Raw genomic sequence first — 14922 nt, forward strand, 5'->3', positions numbered from 1 at the left:
TGAACGTCATCGTAGGCCGCGCGATCCTTAGAAAAAACCGCTATATTTCCTGAAACATTTTCAGGAATTTCCGAACAATGAAGGCCGACCCGATTCCGGCGCCCGACAAGCCGCTCGATCTGCTCGACGTCGGGCTGTTCGTGCGCGCCGCGCTGCTCGCAAACGTGACGGCCGCCGGGCGCGAATTCGGCGTGTCGGCCGCGGTCGCGAGCGCGCGCATCGCGCAGCTCGAACGCCAGCTCGGCGCGCGGCTGCTGCACCGCACCACGCGCCGGATCAGCCTGACGCAGGACGGCGAAATCTTCATGGCGCGCGCCGAAGCGCTGCTCTCGGCTGCCGACGCCGCGCGCGCATCGGTCGGCCGCGGCCGCACCGAGCCTTACGGGCGGCTGAAGGTGTCGATGTCGTCGTCGTTCGGCCGCCAGCATGTGGCGCCGGTGATTCCGGCGTTCCTGCGCCGCTATCCGTCGGTATCGCTCGACCTGCGGCTGTCCGACGAAATCGTCGATCTGGTCGACGAAGGCTACGACGTCGCGATCCGTCTCGGCGCACTGAAGGATTCGACGCTCGTCGCGCGCAAGCTCGCGACCAACCGCCGCGTGCTGTGCTGCTCGCCCGCCTATCTCGCCGAGCGCGGCACGCCGCGCCATCCGGCCGATCTCGCGCAGCACGAGTGCGTGATCCTCGGCGACCAGCGCGACTGGTCGTTCGCGACGCCGCAGGGGCCGTTCACGGTGCGCGTCGGCGGCCGGCTCGTCGCGAGCAACGGCGAGGCGATCCGCGAAGCGCTGGTCGACGGCTTCGGGATCGCGATCAAGTCGACCTGGGACGTCGGCCCGCTGCTCGCGAGCGGCGCGCTCGTCACCGTGCTCGACGACTATCCGTTCGCCGAGGACATCGCCGTCTGGGCCGTCTATCCGAGCCGTGCGCACGTGCCGCTGAAGACGCTCGCGTTCATCGCGTTCCTCGCCGAGCATTTCGGCGATCCGCCGTACTGGGACCGCATCGACGCCCGCTAGCCGCCGCGTGCGGCCGACCGGCTACAATGTCGCGTTCGCGACGCGCCGGCCCGGCAGCCGACCGGAGCGCGCGTCCGCAGGCGGCCGCATGCCGGCCGCGCACGCGTTTCATTCGCTTCCCAACCATCCCGTCATGAGCCAGAACCTCGTCATCCAGAGCGTCGCGCCACTGTCGAACGCGCACCACAAACCGCTGCTCGCGCTGTCGCGCGGCACCCGCATCGTGCAGACCGACGATTGCGCGCTGCGCGTCGAAGGCGCCGATCCCGCGCAGCGCGGCGACCTTGCCGTGTACTGCGGCACGCACGCGCTCGACTTCACGTTCGTCGACGCAGGCCGCACGCTGCGCGATTTCGGCCTCGTCGTGATGGACATGGATTCGACGCTGATCACGATCGAATGCATCGACGAGATCGCCGATTTCTGCGGGCTGAAGGAGCAGGTCGCGGCAATCACGGAAGCGTCGATGCGCGGCGAGATCCGCGACTTCAACGAAAGCCTCACGCGGCGCGTCGCGCTGCTCGCGGGCCTCGACGCGCACGCGCTGGAACGCGTCTATGAAGAACGGCTGCAGCTGTCGCCGGGCGCCGAGACGATGCTCGCCGGCGTGAAGGCAGCCGGCCTGAAGACGCTGCTCGTATCGGGCGGCTTCACGTTCTTCACCGAACGGCTGAAGGCGCAGCTCGGTCTCGACTACGCGCATGCGAACACGCTCGAGATCGTCGACGGCAAGCTGACCGGCAAGGTACTCGGCGAAATCGTCAACGCCGACGTCAAGGCGCGCCTGCTGCGCGACACGTGTGCGTCGCTCGGCATCGCGCCGAGCCGCGCGATCGCGATGGGCGACGGCTCGAACGACCTGAAGATGATGGCGGAGGCCGGGCTGTCGGTCGCGTTCCACGCGAAGCCGGTCGTGCGCGACGCGGCGACGGTCGCGTTCGATCACGTCGGCCTCGACGGGCTGCTGCGGCTGTTCTGACGCGCAACGCCGCGCACCGTAGAGACGACAACGCCGGCGCGAATCGCTTCGCGCCGGCGTTTCTTTTTGCCGCAGCGTGCTACGCGTACGCGGGACTCAGCCGAGCGCCGCGTGCAGCGCGCGTTCGATGTCCGCGCGCAGGTCGGCTTCATCTTCGAGACCGATGTAGAAGCGCACCAGCGTGCCGCGATGCGGCCACTCGGGCCGCATCGACGCGACGTCGTACGGCACCGCGAGGCTGCATGCGCCGCCCCAGCTCCAGCCGATCGCGAACAACGCGAGCGACTCGACGAAACGATCGACCTGTGCGGCGCTGTACCGTTCGTCGAACACCACCGAGAACAGCCCGCCCGCGCCCGTGAAGTCGCGAACGAACGACTCGTGGCCCGGACAGTCGGGCAGTTGCGGATGCAGCACGGTAGCGATCTCGGGCCGCGTCTTCAGCCACTTCGCGAGCGACAGCGCGCTCTTGCTGTGCGCGTCGAAGCGCAGCTGCATGCTCGGCAAGCTGCGCAGCACGAGCGAGCAGTCGTCGACCGACACGCCGACGCCGCAGCGCATGCGTGCGAGCTTCAGCTGCGCATGCAGTTCGGCGTTCGCGGTGATCGTCGCGCCCATCAGCAGATCGCTGCCGCCGGACTGATACTTGGTCAGCGCCTGCACCGAGATGTCGACGCCGTGCTCGAACGGCTTGAACGCGAGGCCCGCCGAATACGTGTTGTCGATCGCGGTGACGACGCCGCGCGCACGGGCGGCCGCCGTGATCGCGCCCACATCGGGCACTTCCATCGTCACCGAGCCGGGCGCCTCGAGCCAGATCAGCCGCGTGTTGGGCTGGATCAGCTCGGCGATGCCGGCACCGATCAGCGGGTCGTAGAAGCGCGCGGAAATGCCGAAGTCCTTCGCGAGCCAGTTTCCGAAATCGGCGTTCGGGCCGTACACGTTGTGCGGAATCAGCACGTCGTCGCCCGCTTTCACGACGGCGAAATACACGTTCATGATCGCCGCGAGCCCCGACGGCTGCAGCAGCGCGTGCGTGCCGCCCTCGATCTCGGCGAGCCGCTGCGCGAGCGCGAGCGACGTCGGCGTCGCATGCAGCCCGTAGCGCCACTGGCCGTCCTTGCGCCAGTCGAGCTGGCGCATCGTCGCGAGATCGGGAAACACGACCGTCGACGCGCGCGCGACCGGCGGCACGAACGAGCGGAAGCCTTCCGGAATGACGTCGTCGGGTTGAACGATACGGGTCTGCAGTGCGCGCTTCGAGGTGGATTCAGTCATGACAAGGAAGCCGGACAGGCGGCCTACGGTTGCGGATATGTCGCTAGGTTAGTCAAAACCGCCGCGTTTGGCCCGGTACAATGCGCGGCGCGCCAACCGAGCCAGCGCGCGTCAGTCGTCGCTGCGCAGCATGACGACGTTGCCGACCGTTTCGATCTCCTGCACGCGGCCGTCGCGCACCTGCAATGCCGCGCGCTTGCCGGGCGCCGCGCGCAGCACGACCGGCTGCGGATCCGATTCGTCCGCGTTCATCCGGTCGGCCTTCAGGCCGCCCGCCGCGTCGAACCGACCGATCCAGACGCCGGTGATGTTCGTGCCGTCGTTCGATTCCTCGACTTCGAGCGTGTCGCCGTCGCGGTCGCCGGCCAGCAGAATGACTTCGCCGGTGTCCGCGAACTGGTATTCGCCGTGCACGCCCTCCTCGTCCGTCTTCGGCCCCAGATGCACGACGATCGGCCGTCCGCCGAGCGTCCCTTCGTAGCGCGGCAGCCGCGCGAACTCGGGATTCGGCCGCAGCGGCCGCGCGGGTGCCGTGTCGTCCTGCTGCCGGGCGTCCGGCGTCAGCGGCTGCGCGATCGACGCGCCCGGCATCGCGAAACAGGCCGCCAGCGCCCCCGCGACGACGAGCGCCCGGTGCGATTTCGAATGTCGACCCACGTTGTGTTGCTCCTTGCTCCAGTCCTTGCTTCCCATGCGCGCGAACGCCGCGGCGGCACGCGGCATCGCGCGTCAGCCCTGCATCAGCCGTTCGACCGCGTCGCGGTGCGGAATCGGCGCGACCGCGCCGTAGCCCGTCGTCGACAGCGCGGCGGCCGCGTTCGCATAGCGTGCGGCGGCAAACGGATCGTCGCCGGCGACGATCCGCGCGACGAATGCGCCGCCGAAGCAGTCGCCCGCACCGGTCGCATCGACGGCCTCGACCGCGAAACCCGGCACCACGCGCCGCTCGTGCGGCGTCGCAACGTAGGCGCCTTCCTTGCCGAGCTTCAGCGCGACGATCTGCGGCCCGTGTTCGAGCATCGCGTCGACGATCGCGTCGCGATCGTTCGCGCCGGTCAGCGCCGTCACGTCGTCCCAGCTCGGCAGACAGATATCGGTGTGGCGCAACGCCTCGCGCATCACCGCACGCGCGCGCGGCAGCGGCCACAGCTTCAGACGCAGATTCGTGTCGAAGCTGATCTTCGCGCGATGCGCGCGCGCATGATCGATCGCCGCGAACGCGGCATCGCACGCGCTCGTGCTGATGGCAAGACTAATGCCCGACAGATGCACGGCCTTCGCGGCCGCCAGCGCATCGAGCGGCAGGTCGGCCGGCGCGTAGCGGCTCGCGGCCGAACCGGCGCGCAGATAATCGAACCGATGGCCGTCCGCACCGTGCGTGACGAAATACACGCCCGTCGGTGCGCCAGGGTCGATGCGCACGAAGCGCGTGTCGACGCCTTCGGTGCGCCATAGTTCGCCGAGCAGCCGGCCGAACGGATCGTCGCCGACGGCCGACACGAAGCCCGCCGATGCGCCCTGGCGCGCGGCCGCGACGCAGAAATTCGACGTGTCGCCGCCGAAGCCCTGCAGGAACTCGGCACGGCCGGGCTGCGCCTGGTTGAACTCGATCATCGCCTCGCCGAGCGCGAGGATCTCCGGAAACGCGGCGCTCATCGCTTACACCTCGCCCCACAGGTCGTGGCCGTCCGCACCGGTGATCTTCACCGACACGAAATCGCCGACCTTGTAGCGCTTCGATGCCTTGGTCGCCGGCTCGACATAGACGACGCCGTCGATCTCCGGCGCATCGGCCGCCGTGCGTCCGATACCGCCTTCGTCGCTGACTTCGTCGATCAGCACCTTGAGCGTCTTGCCGACCTTGCGCGCGATGCGCTGGGCCGACACTTCCTCGGCGACTTCCATGAAGCGCGCGCGACGTTCCTCGCGGACGTCGTCCGGCAGCGCGCCGTCGAGTTCGTTCGCGCTCGCGCCTTCGACCGGCGAATACGCAAAGCAGCCGACGCGATCGAGTTCCGCCTCGCGGATGAAGTCGAGCAGCGTTTCGAACTGTGCTTCCGTCTCGCCCGGAAAGCCCGCGATGAACGTGCTGCGGATCGTCAGATCGGGGCAGATCTCGCGCCACTTCTGCACGCGCTCGAGCACCTTCTCGGCGTTCGCCGGACGCTTCATCCGCTTCAGCACTTCCGGATGCGCGTGCTGGAACGGCACGTCGAGATACGGCAGCACGTGGCCCTTGAACGGACCCTCGGCCATCAACGGAATCACTTCGTCGACGCTCGGATACGGATACACGTAATGCAGACGCACCCACGCGCCGTACTGCGCGGCGAGTTCGCCGAGCGCGGCGACGAGATCGGTCATGCGCGTCTTGATCGGCTTGCCGTTCCAGAAGCCCGTCCGGTATTTGACGTCGACGCCGTACGCGCTCGTGTCCTGCGAGATCACGAGCAGTTCCTTCACGCCCGACTTGAACAGGTTTTCCGCCTCGAGCATCACTTCGGCGACGGGACGCGACACCAGATCGCCGCGCATCGACGGGATGATGCAGAACGTGCAGCGGTGGTTGCAGCCTTCGGAAATCTTCAGGTACGCATAGTGACGCGGCGTGAGCTTGATGCCGGCCGGCGGCACGAGATCGACGAACGGATCGTGCGGCTTCGGCAGGTGCGAGTGCACGGCCTGCATCACTTCGCCGACCGCATGCGGGCCCGTGACGGCGAGCACCTTCGGGTGCACTTCCTCGATCAGGCCCGAGCCGCTCGCGCTCTTCTTCGCGCCGAGACAGCCGGTGACGATCACCTTGCCGTTCTCGGTCAGCGCTTCGCCGATCGCGTCGAGGCTTTCCTGCACGGCTTCGTCGATGAAGCCGCACGTGTTGACGACGACGAGGTCGGCGCCGTCGTAGGTGCCGGAGATTTCATAGCCTTCGGCGCGCAGCTGGGTGATGATCTGTTCGGAGTCGACGAGCGCTTTCGGGCAGCCGAGGGAAACGAAGCCGACTTTGGGGGATTGAGACATCTGGAGTGTGGGGGCGTGGCAGCAAAACCGTGAGTTTACAGCCATTTAGGTTCGCCGAGCCAAAACCGGCCGCGAATGCGTGCAGCGATGCGGCCCTTTCGGCGACGGACGCTGCCGCGCCGGAGCGGCCCGGCGCCGGGCCCTGCCCGTGCACCGCGCGAATTGGCGAACCGAACGGCCCGACCGCACTGCGCCGCTATGCGAAAATCGAGGCCTTCATCCCTACAACGCAACAGCGACGGAATCCCGCATGACGACCCACATCACGATCGAGTTCACCGACCAGGCCGCGGAAGCCATCGGCGAGCAAACCAGCACGAGCTTTTCGTACGATCAGAGCGCGCACCTGCCGCAGCCGGGCGATTTCGTCGAGCTCGAGCATGCGCCGCAGACGTTTCTCGTGATCGGCCGCGTGTTCTCGCTGAAGGCGAACTTCAGCGCGGTCAAGCTGGTGCTCGACCTGCCGCCGGGCGACGATCAGGGCCTCGATCCGGCGTACTGAAAACGCGGCCGCCAACAACGGCATGCCGCGGCGCCGACGCTGCACACGTGCCGCACGTCGCGGCGCCGGCCGTTCGGCGGCGCTCGCCGCCGCGGCTAGCCGGCCAGCCTCGAACGCGCGTTACTTCTTCTCGGGCTCCGATGCGCCCGGCTGCTTGAACGGGAACGTCGCGAACATCGACTTCGCCTGGTTCTGCATCTGCTCCTGCATCTGCACGAACATGTTCTTCGACTGCTCGATGTAGCTGGTCATCATCCCCTGCATCATCGGCGCCTGCATGTTCATGAACTGCGACCAGATCTCGGGATTCATCGCGTTGTTTTCGTACAGGTTCTTCGACTGATCCGCGAGCTTGTGCTGGATGTCGATGAACGCCTGGATGTTCTTTTCCAGGTACGTGCCCATCATGCCCTGCATCGCGTGTCCGTAGAAACGGATGATCTGCGACAGCATCGACGACGAGAACATCGGTACGCCGCCGCTTTCCTCCTCGAGGATGATCTGCAGCAGGATGCTGCGCGTCAGGTCTTCGTTCGACTTCGCATCGACGACCTTGAAATCCTCCTGGTCCAGCACGAGTTGCTTCACGTCGGTAAGCGTGATGTACGTGCTCGTCTCGGTATCGTAAAGCCGGCGGTTCGGATATTTCTTGATGAGCCGCTCGGCCGTCTTCTTTGTAGTAGTCATGTAACGCCTTTGAGTGCAGCGTAGCGCAAGTGACGAATCCCCGCCGCCCGGAACCGGGTGGCGGGGCGCTTCGGAAAGCCCGAGCCGCGCGCTGTTCGATCCGCGCGGCCCGCGGGTTCAGCCCATGTGCAGGCCGCCGTTCAGCGAGAAGTCGGCGCCCGTCGCGAAGCCGGAATCGTTCGACGCGAGCCACGCGACGATCGAGCCGATTTCCTCCGGCGTGCCGAGACGGCGCACCGGAATCGTCGCAACGATCTTCTCGAGCACGTCGGGACGGATCGCCTTCACCATGTCGGTGCCGATATAACCGGGCGACACGGTGTTGACGGTCACGCCCTTCGTCGCGACTTCCTGCGCGAGCGCCATCGTGAAGCCGTGAATGCCGGCCTTTGCGGTCGAGTAGTTGGTCTGGCCGAATTGCCCCTTCTGGCCGTTCACCGACGAAATGTTGATGATGCGGCCCCAGCCACGCTCGACCATCCCGTCGATCACCTGTTTCGTCACGTTGAACAGGCTCGTCAGGTTGGTATCGATGACGGCAGTCCAGTCTTCGTGCGTCATCTTGCGGAACACGACGTCGCGCGTAATGCCCGCATTGTTCACCAGCACGTCGATTTCGCCGACTTCGGCCTTGACCTTGTCGAATGCCGCCTTCGTGGAGTCCCAGTCGCCGACGTTGCCTTCCGACGCGATGAAGTCGAACCCGAGCGCCTTCTGCTCCTCGAGCCACTTCACGCGGCGCGGCGAGTTCGGGCCGCAGCCTGCGACCACCTTGAAGCCGTCTTTCGACAGACGCTGGCAGATGCTGGTGCCGATGCCGCCCATCCCGCCCGTTACGTACGCAATTCGCTGAGACATAAATCTCACTCCATTTTTGGGTTTCGAGAGCCGCCGAAGCGCCCTCCGACTTCACACGGCGCCGCCCGCTGCTGGGCCGGCCGGCGCCGGGATACGGTTCGCCCGTTACGGACGTTCGACCGCCAGCGCGACGCCCATCCCGCCGCCGATGCACAGCGACGCGAGCCCGCGCTTCGCATCGCGCTTGACCATCTCGTGCAGCAGCGTCACCAGGATCCGGCAGCCCGACGCGCCGATCGGGTGACCGATCGCGATCGCCCCGCCGTTCACGTTCACCTTCGACGTGTCCCAGCCCATCTGCTTGTGCACGGCCAGCGCCTGCGCCGCAAACGCCTCGTTGATCTCCATCAGATCCAGATCGCCCGGCGTCCAGCCCGCGCGCTCCAGGCATCGGCGCGATGCCGGCACCGGGCCCATCCCCATCACGCTCGGATCCACACCGGCGTTCGCATACGCCTTGATCCGCGCGAGCGGCGTCAGGCCCAGCGCCTGGGCCTTCTGCGCCGACATCACGAGCACCGCCGCCGCGCCGTCGTTGATGCCCGACGCGTTGGCCGCCGTCACCGTGCCGTCCTTCGCGAACGCCGGCTTCAGCCCCGCGAGCGACTCCGCCGTCACGCCGTGACGCACGAACTCGTCGGTCGCGAACTGCAGCGGCTCGCCCTTGCGCTGCGGAATCGACACCGGCACGATCTCGTCATTGAAGCGCCCCGCCTTCTGCGCCGCTTCGGCCTTGTTCTGCGACAGCGCCGCGAACGCATCCTGCTCTTCGCGCGTAATGCCGTATTCCTTCGCGACGTTCTCCGCCGTGATGCCCATGTGGTACTGGTTGTACACGTCCCACAGGCCGTCGACGATCATCGTGTCGACCAGCTTCGCGTCGCCCATCCGGAACCCGTCGCGCGAGCCCGGCAGCACGTGCGGCGCCGCGCTCATGTTCTCCTGCCCGCCCGCCACGACGATCTCCGCGTCGCCCGCGACGATCGCGTTCGCGGCCAGCATCACGGCCTTCAGCCCCGAGCCGCACACCTTGTTGATCGTCATCCCCGGCACCGCGCTCGGCAGTCCGGCCTTGATCAGCGACTGGCGCGCCGGGTTCTGGCCCGAACCCGCCGTCAGCACCTGTCCCATGATCACTTCGCTGACCTGCTCCGGCTTCACGCCCGCGCGCTCCAGCACCGCGCGGATCACCGTCGCGCCCAGTTCGGGCGCCGCCACCTTCGCCAGCGAGCCGCCGAATTTGCCGACCGCGGTCCGCGCGGCCGATACGATCACTACGTCCGTCATTTTCCATTCCTCCGAGCCCGCGCGACACGGCGCGTCGCTGCCGACCCTGTTAAAAAAACTGCGGTGCGTCGGACAGCGTGCGCCGCTGTCCGGCTTTCGTCAATCGCGCTGCAATACGTAACGGCCGGGCGCCGGTTCGATCACCGGGAACTGCGCGGAGCCGAGCTCGGCCGGCGCCGCCACCTTGCGGCCGCCGTACTGGTCGAGCCATTCGATCCAGGTCGGCCACCAGCTGCCCGGATGCTCGATCGCGCCGGCGAACCAGTCGTCGGCGGCGCTCGGCAGGTCGTCGTCGTTCACCCAGTAGCTGCGCTTTTTCTTCGCGGGCGGATTGATCACGCCGGCGATGTGGCCCGAGGCGCCGAGCACGAACTTCAGCGGGCCCGTCAGGATCGACGTCGACGCATAGGCCGTCTGCCACGGCACGATGTGATCCTCGCGCGACCCGTAGATGAAGGTCGGCACGTCGATGCGCGACAGATCGACCGGCTCGCCGCAGACGGTCAGCGCGCCCGGCTCACGCAGCTTGTTCTCGAGATACGTATTGCGCAGGTACCACGCGTACATCGGCCCCGGCAGGCTCGTCGAATCGCTGTTCCAGTACAGCAGGTCGAACGGCGCCGGCGTGCGGCCCTTCAGGTAGTTGTCGACGACGTAGTTCCAGACGAGATCGTTCGGGCGCAGGAACGAGAACGTGTTCGCGAATTCGACGCCGCGCATCAACCCGGGCGGCGTCCCGTTCTTGCCGCCGATCGTCTGCTCGCGCATCTGCACGTGCGCCTCGTCGACGAACACGTCGAGCACGCCCGTATCGGAGAAATCGAGCATCGCGGTGAGCAGCGTCATCGACGCGGCCGGATGTTCGCCGCGCGCAGCGAGCACCGCGAGCGCGGTCGCGAGCATCGTGCCGCCGACGCAGAAGCCGAGCGTATTGATCTGTTCGCGTCCGCTCACCTGCTGCACCGCGTCGATCGCGGCGAGCAGCCCTTCGTTCATGTAGTCGTCCCACGTCTTGTGCGCGACCGACGCATCGGCATTGCGCCACGACACGAGAAACACCTGATGGCCGCTCGACACCGCGTGCGCGACGAGCGAGTTCTCGGGCTGCAGATCGAGGATGTAGAACTTGTTGATGCACGGCGGCACGATCAGCAGCGGCCGCTCGAACACCTTCGCCGTCTTCGGCGTGTACTGGATCAGCTGGATCAAGTCGTTCTCGTAGACGACCGCGCCTTCCGCGCACCCGAGATTCTTGCCGACGACGAATTGCGATTCGTCGGTCTGCGAAATCTTGCCGCGCTGCAGATCGCCCAGCAAGTTCATCATCCCCTGCCGCAGGCTTTCGCCCTGCGTTTCGAGAATCGACTTCTGCGCATCGGGATTCAGCGCGAGGAAGTTGCTCGGCGCGGCGGCGGCCGTCCACTGCTGCACGGCGAAACGGATGCGCTCGCGCGTTTTCGGATCGGTCTCGAGCGCGTCGGCGAGTTCCTGCAGATAGCGTGCATTGAGCAGATACCACGCGGCCGCGAATGCATGGGCCGGCGATGCCTTCCATGCGTCGCCGCTGAAGCGCCGATCCTTCAGTTCGGGAGCCTCGAGCTTCGCTGCGGCCGCCTGCTGCATCAGCGCGACGCAGTCGCGCGCATAGTCGGCCTGCAGCTTCTGCAGCCGCTCGGGCGGAATCGCCGCGACCGGCAGCGTGAGCCCCGCGAACGGCGACGCCATCGCGCCGAAATCGGGCATCGACGGCATCTGGAACGGGAACGACTTCGGAAACTGGAACGTAGCGAACGGATTGACGGCAGCCGACGCAGTCGCGGCACGCGCCGGATCGGCAAAATCGCGCCATGCGTTCAGCCAAGCTTCGAACATCTGCTGCATCGGCTGCGCCGCGGAACCGAATCCCGTATTGCCCGCGGAAGTGCCCGCCGCAGCGGACGTCGACGAATTTTTCGATGCTGTCATTACCTGCCTTACCGGTGATTCGTGAGCGTCAATCGCGAAATCCTGCTCGCGCGCGGCATGCCGGCTGCGAGCCGGGCCGTCATGCCCTGGAGAGGCGTCTCCAGATTCTGCCGCAGTGCGGTATTTTTATCATTATCGTTTTCCCCATGTGAAGCCGTGCGTCAAACCACCGAACATTCGAACACCGCAATAATCGGCGGAAAACAGGCGGGACAAGGGTTTCGGGGAAACATAAAACATTTTGTCCAACGCGACTCCCGGATTTTTCAATCGGTCAAGCATACTGCCCACCATTGCCGCATCAATATCGAGATAAATCGATTGCGCGGCGCAGCAGACACGCTGTGCACGCATCGGTCAATCGGCCAGCCAGATCGCCGCGGCCATCCTGCCCGTCACGCGGTCGCGGCGATACGAATAGAAACGCGCGCGCTCGGTGAGCGTGCATGCGTCGCCGCCGCTCACGTGCACGACGCCGGCCCGCGCGACACGCACGCGCGCAAGCGCGTACAGATCGGCCAGATACTTGCCCGGCGCGCCGTCGATCGCGACGAACGCACGACCGGTTTCATCATGCTCCGACTGCGTGGCCGTGTCGAGAAACGCGTCGCGCACGTCCGCACCGACTTCGAACGCGCGCGGCCCGATCGCCGGGCCGAGAAACGCATGGACGTCGGCCGCGGCGCCGCCGGCCAGCGCCGCGACACGCGCGGCCGTCTGCTCGACGATGCCGGCCGCGAGCCCGCGCCAGCCCGCATGGGCGGCGCCCACCGCGCGGCCGTGCGCATCGCACAGCAACACGGGCAGGCAGTCGGCCACCATCACGACGCACACGGCGCCCGCGCGATCGGTGACGCTCGCGTCGGCCTGCACCGGCGTCGCGCAGTCGCCGGCCGACGCGATCACTTCGTCCGCGCGCACGATCTGCGCGCCGTGCACCTGCTCGAGCCACGCGGCGCGCGGACGCCCGGTCAGCGCGAGCAGTCGCGCGCGGTTCTGCGCGACATGCGCGGGATCGTCGCCGGTATGCAAGCCGAGATTCATGCCGCCCGGCAGCGCGGCACCGTCCTGCCAGCGGCCGTACGGCCCTTCGCTGACGCCGCCGTCGCGCGTCGTGATCAACGCGCGCACGCGCGGCGACACCTGCCAGTCCGGCAGCACGCAGTCCCGCCAGCTCAGCGGCGTGGGGTTCGTCATCGGCTTTACTCCCTCTCGTCGTCCGGATACGACGCTTCGTCGTGGTAATCGCCGCCGAAATCGTCGTCGATGCCGTCGTCGTCGAATTCCTCGTCGTTCTGCCCGAAACCGAGCGCCTCGACGAGCGCGGTCATGTCGTCGGGCAGCGTACAGCGCCACTGCATCGCACTGCCCGTGACCGGATGCACGAGCCCGAGCCGCCACGCGTGCAGCGCCTGCCGCGCGAAGCCGCCCGGCAGCGGCGCGACCGAGCGCTTGCCGCGCGCACGTCCGTACACCGGATCGCCGAGCAGCGGATGCCCGACATGCGAACAATGCACGCGGATCTGGTGCGTGCGGCCCGTTTCGAGATCGCACTGGATCGCCGACACCGGCTGACGGTGCCACAGGCATGTGTCAACCGTGCGGAAATGCGTGCGCGCCGGCTTGCCCGACGCGCCGGTGACGACGGCCATGCGCGTGCGTTCGCGCGGATCGCGCCCGATCGGCGCGTCGATCGTCCCTTCGTCGGGCATCGCGCCCCACACGAGCGCGAAATAGCGGCGCTTGACCGTGCGCGCCTGCAGCTGGCGCACGAGATCGGTCTGCGCGGCCAGTGTGCGCGCGATCACCATCAGGCCGGACGTCTCCTTGTCGAGCCGATGCACGATGCCCGCGCGCGGCAGGCCGGCCGCGGCGTCGCCGTAGCGATGCAGCAGCCCGTTCAGGATCGTGCCGCTCCAGTTGCCGGCCGCGGGATGCACCACGAGCCCGGCCGGCTTGTTGATGACGACGAGCGCGTCGTCTTCGTAGACGATGTCGAGCGGCACCGGCTCGGGTGTGAACGCAAGCTGTTCGGGCAGCAGATCGGGCACGAGCTCGATCGTCGCGCCGAGCGGCACCGGCTGGCGGATCTTCGCCGGCGCGCCGTCGACGCGCACACGCTGCGCATCGATCCAGCTCTGCAGCCGGCTGCGCGAGAATTCGGGAAACAACTGGGCAAGCGCCTTGTCGAGACGCTCGCCCGCGAGCGACGCGGGCACTTCGACAACGCGCGGCGCATCGTCGCCGCCGCCGGACGGCGCAACAGGCGGCTGCAACGCGTCGCCGATCAGATCGTCGTCGAGGGAATCCCCGAGGGCAGCGTCGGCGGGCCGATCGCTTGGGCTATAATCTTCGCGATTTGACGTGCCCGAGCGGGCATTCTGCGAACTTGAACGGGTCATTTAGACTGGGTCACCGAGACTTGAAGCTAGGACATGCGAGCATGACGAATTCGACCAAACGCACGGCTAAAACCGTCGCCGCCCGGGCTGCGGCGGTAGCGGCCGCGGCCCTCATCGCCGGCTGCCACGGCTTGCCGCAGAAGCAGGACGAGACGGCTACCTGGTCGAACAACAAATTATACTCAGAGGCCCAGGACGCCCTGTCCGGCGGCGACTGGGGCAAGTGCGCGAAATATTTCGAGGCGCTGCAAGGTCGCGATCCGTTCGGCCATTTCGCGCAGCAGGCGCAGATCAACGTCGCGTACTGCAACTGGAAGGACAACGAACCGGCCGCCGCCGATCAGGCCGTCGACCGCTTCATCCAGCTCCACCCCGATCATCCCGACATCGCATACGCGTACTACCTGAAAGGGATGATCCACTTCAACGACGATCTCGGGCTGTTCGGCCGCTTCTCCGGGCAGGACATGAGCGAGCGCGACCCGCAGGCGCTGCGCGAGTCCTACGACGCGTTCAAGGTCGTCGTCGATCGCTATCCGAAGAGCAAATACGCGCCCGACGCAGCGGCACGGATGCGCTACATCGTGAACGCGCTCGCGTCGCACGAAGTGCATGCGGCCGACTACTACTACCGGCGCGGCGCGTATGTCGCGGCCATCAACCGCGCACAGCTCGCGATCAAGGACTACAAGGGCGCGCCGGCCATCGAGGACGCGCTGCACATCATGGTCCTGTCGTACCAAAAGCTGAATCAGCCGCAGCTCGCCGAAGACACGAAGCGCGTGCTCGCGGGCACGTTCCCGGACAGCCCCTACATCACGGGCCGCGCGCGTCCCGGCACGAAGAAGTCGTGGTGGCAGTTCTGAGCGATGCCGCATGCCGCGCGAACGCGGCAGCCATAGAAAAACCCGGCCTGCGAGCCGG

At 67.1% G+C, this 14922-nt stretch carries 15 protein-coding genes; 4 read left to right on the forward strand and 11 right to left on the reverse strand.

The annotated features are described in order from the left end of the window. The first annotated feature begins 77 nt into the window (after positions 1-77). Together NP80_RS21565 and serB are read left to right on the forward strand one after the other, a co-directional pair. Complete coding sequence (locus NP80_RS21565) at positions 78-1019, forward strand: LysR family transcriptional regulator (RefSeq protein ID WP_006408858.1); 942 nt, start codon at positions 78-80, stop codon at positions 1017-1019. A 133-nt stretch (positions 1020-1152) separates the two neighbouring features. After that, on the forward strand, positions 1153-1998 hold the full coding sequence (gene serB / locus NP80_RS21570) for a phosphoserine phosphatase SerB (RefSeq protein ID WP_035945780.1): 846 nt from the start codon (positions 1153-1155) through the stop codon (positions 1996-1998). A 96-nt stretch (positions 1999-2094) separates the two neighbouring features. Here serB and NP80_RS21575 read toward each other — a convergent pair whose 3' ends face one another. The 4 genes from NP80_RS21575 to rimO form a co-directional block, all read right to left on the reverse strand. Continuing rightward, the gene (locus NP80_RS21575; RefSeq protein ID WP_006404729.1) at positions 2095-3276 is read right to left on the reverse strand and encodes a cystathionine beta-lyase; all 1182 of its coding nucleotides are present in this window, start codon (positions 3274-3276) and stop codon (positions 2095-2097) included. A 111-nt stretch (positions 3277-3387) separates the two neighbouring features. Then, on the reverse strand, positions 3388-3933 hold the full coding sequence (locus NP80_RS21580) for a hypothetical protein (RefSeq protein ID WP_006399952.1): 546 nt from the start codon (positions 3931-3933) through the stop codon (positions 3388-3390). Positions 3934-4005: 72 nt separating this feature from the next. Continuing rightward, entirely contained in the window at positions 4006-4932 is a 927-nt protein-coding gene (locus tag NP80_RS21585) for a sugar kinase (RefSeq protein ID WP_006404727.1), read from the reverse strand. A gap of 3 nt (positions 4933-4935) precedes the next feature. Continuing rightward, positions 4936-6297 (reverse strand): 30S ribosomal protein S12 methylthiotransferase RimO, encoded by a 1362-nt coding sequence (rimO, locus tag NP80_RS21590; RefSeq protein ID WP_006408851.1) that lies wholly within the window; start codon positions 6295-6297, stop codon positions 4936-4938. A gap of 250 nt (positions 6298-6547) precedes the next feature. On the opposite strand from rimO, the gene NP80_RS21595 reads away from it, so the two are divergent. Continuing rightward, complete coding sequence (locus NP80_RS21595) at positions 6548-6799, forward strand: hypothetical protein (protein WP_006404725.1); 252 nt, start codon at positions 6548-6550, stop codon at positions 6797-6799. Positions 6800-6919: 120 nt separating this feature from the next. Here the strand turns inward: NP80_RS21595 and phaR are convergent, their stop codons facing one another. From phaR to NP80_RS21625, 7 genes are all read right to left on the reverse strand, one after another. Further along, positions 6920-7486 (reverse strand): polyhydroxyalkanoate synthesis repressor PhaR, encoded by a 567-nt coding sequence (gene phaR, locus NP80_RS21600; RefSeq protein WP_006399948.1) that lies wholly within the window; start codon positions 7484-7486, stop codon positions 6920-6922. Positions 7487-7603: 117 nt separating this feature from the next. Beyond that, a complete protein-coding gene (locus NP80_RS21605; RefSeq protein ID WP_006399947.1) occupies positions 7604-8344 on the reverse strand; it encodes a 3-ketoacyl-ACP reductase in 741 nt (246 codons plus the stop codon). Between the two features lie 105 nt (positions 8345-8449). After that, positions 8450-9631, reverse strand: coding sequence for an acetyl-CoA C-acetyltransferase (locus NP80_RS21610; protein ID WP_006404724.1), 1182 nt, complete (start codon positions 9629-9631; stop codon positions 8450-8452). A 99-nt stretch (positions 9632-9730) separates the two neighbouring features. Further along, positions 9731-11596 (reverse strand): class I poly(R)-hydroxyalkanoic acid synthase, encoded by a 1866-nt coding sequence (gene phaC / locus NP80_RS21615; protein ID WP_006408857.1) that lies wholly within the window; start codon positions 11594-11596, stop codon positions 9731-9733. A 132-nt stretch (positions 11597-11728) separates the two neighbouring features. Beyond that, positions 11729-11950, reverse strand: a complete 222-nt coding sequence (locus tag NP80_RS31055; protein ID WP_140401755.1) for a hypothetical protein — start codon at positions 11948-11950, stop codon at positions 11729-11731. 3 nt (positions 11951-11953) lie between these two features. Further along, positions 11954-12793, reverse strand: coding sequence for a peptidoglycan editing factor PgeF (gene pgeF / locus NP80_RS21620; protein ID WP_045594134.1), 840 nt, complete (start codon positions 12791-12793; stop codon positions 11954-11956). 5 nt (positions 12794-12798) lie between these two features. Further along, on the reverse strand, positions 12799-13998 hold the full coding sequence (locus NP80_RS21625) for an RluA family pseudouridine synthase (RefSeq protein ID WP_006409199.1): 1200 nt from the start codon (positions 13996-13998) through the stop codon (positions 12799-12801). 41 nt (positions 13999-14039) lie between these two features. On the opposite strand from NP80_RS21625, the gene NP80_RS21630 reads away from it, so the two are divergent. Next, positions 14040-14864 carry an outer membrane protein assembly factor BamD gene (locus tag NP80_RS21630; protein WP_006399942.1) on the forward strand — a complete coding sequence of 275 codons (825 nt, stop codon included), beginning with the start codon at positions 14040-14042 and terminating at the stop codon, positions 14862-14864. Positions 14865-14922: the final 58 nt, after the last annotated feature.

The sequence above is a fragment of the Burkholderia multivorans ATCC BAA-247 genome (assembly GCF_000959525.1).
GTDB lineage: Bacteria > Pseudomonadota > Gammaproteobacteria > Burkholderiales > Burkholderiaceae > Burkholderia > Burkholderia multivorans.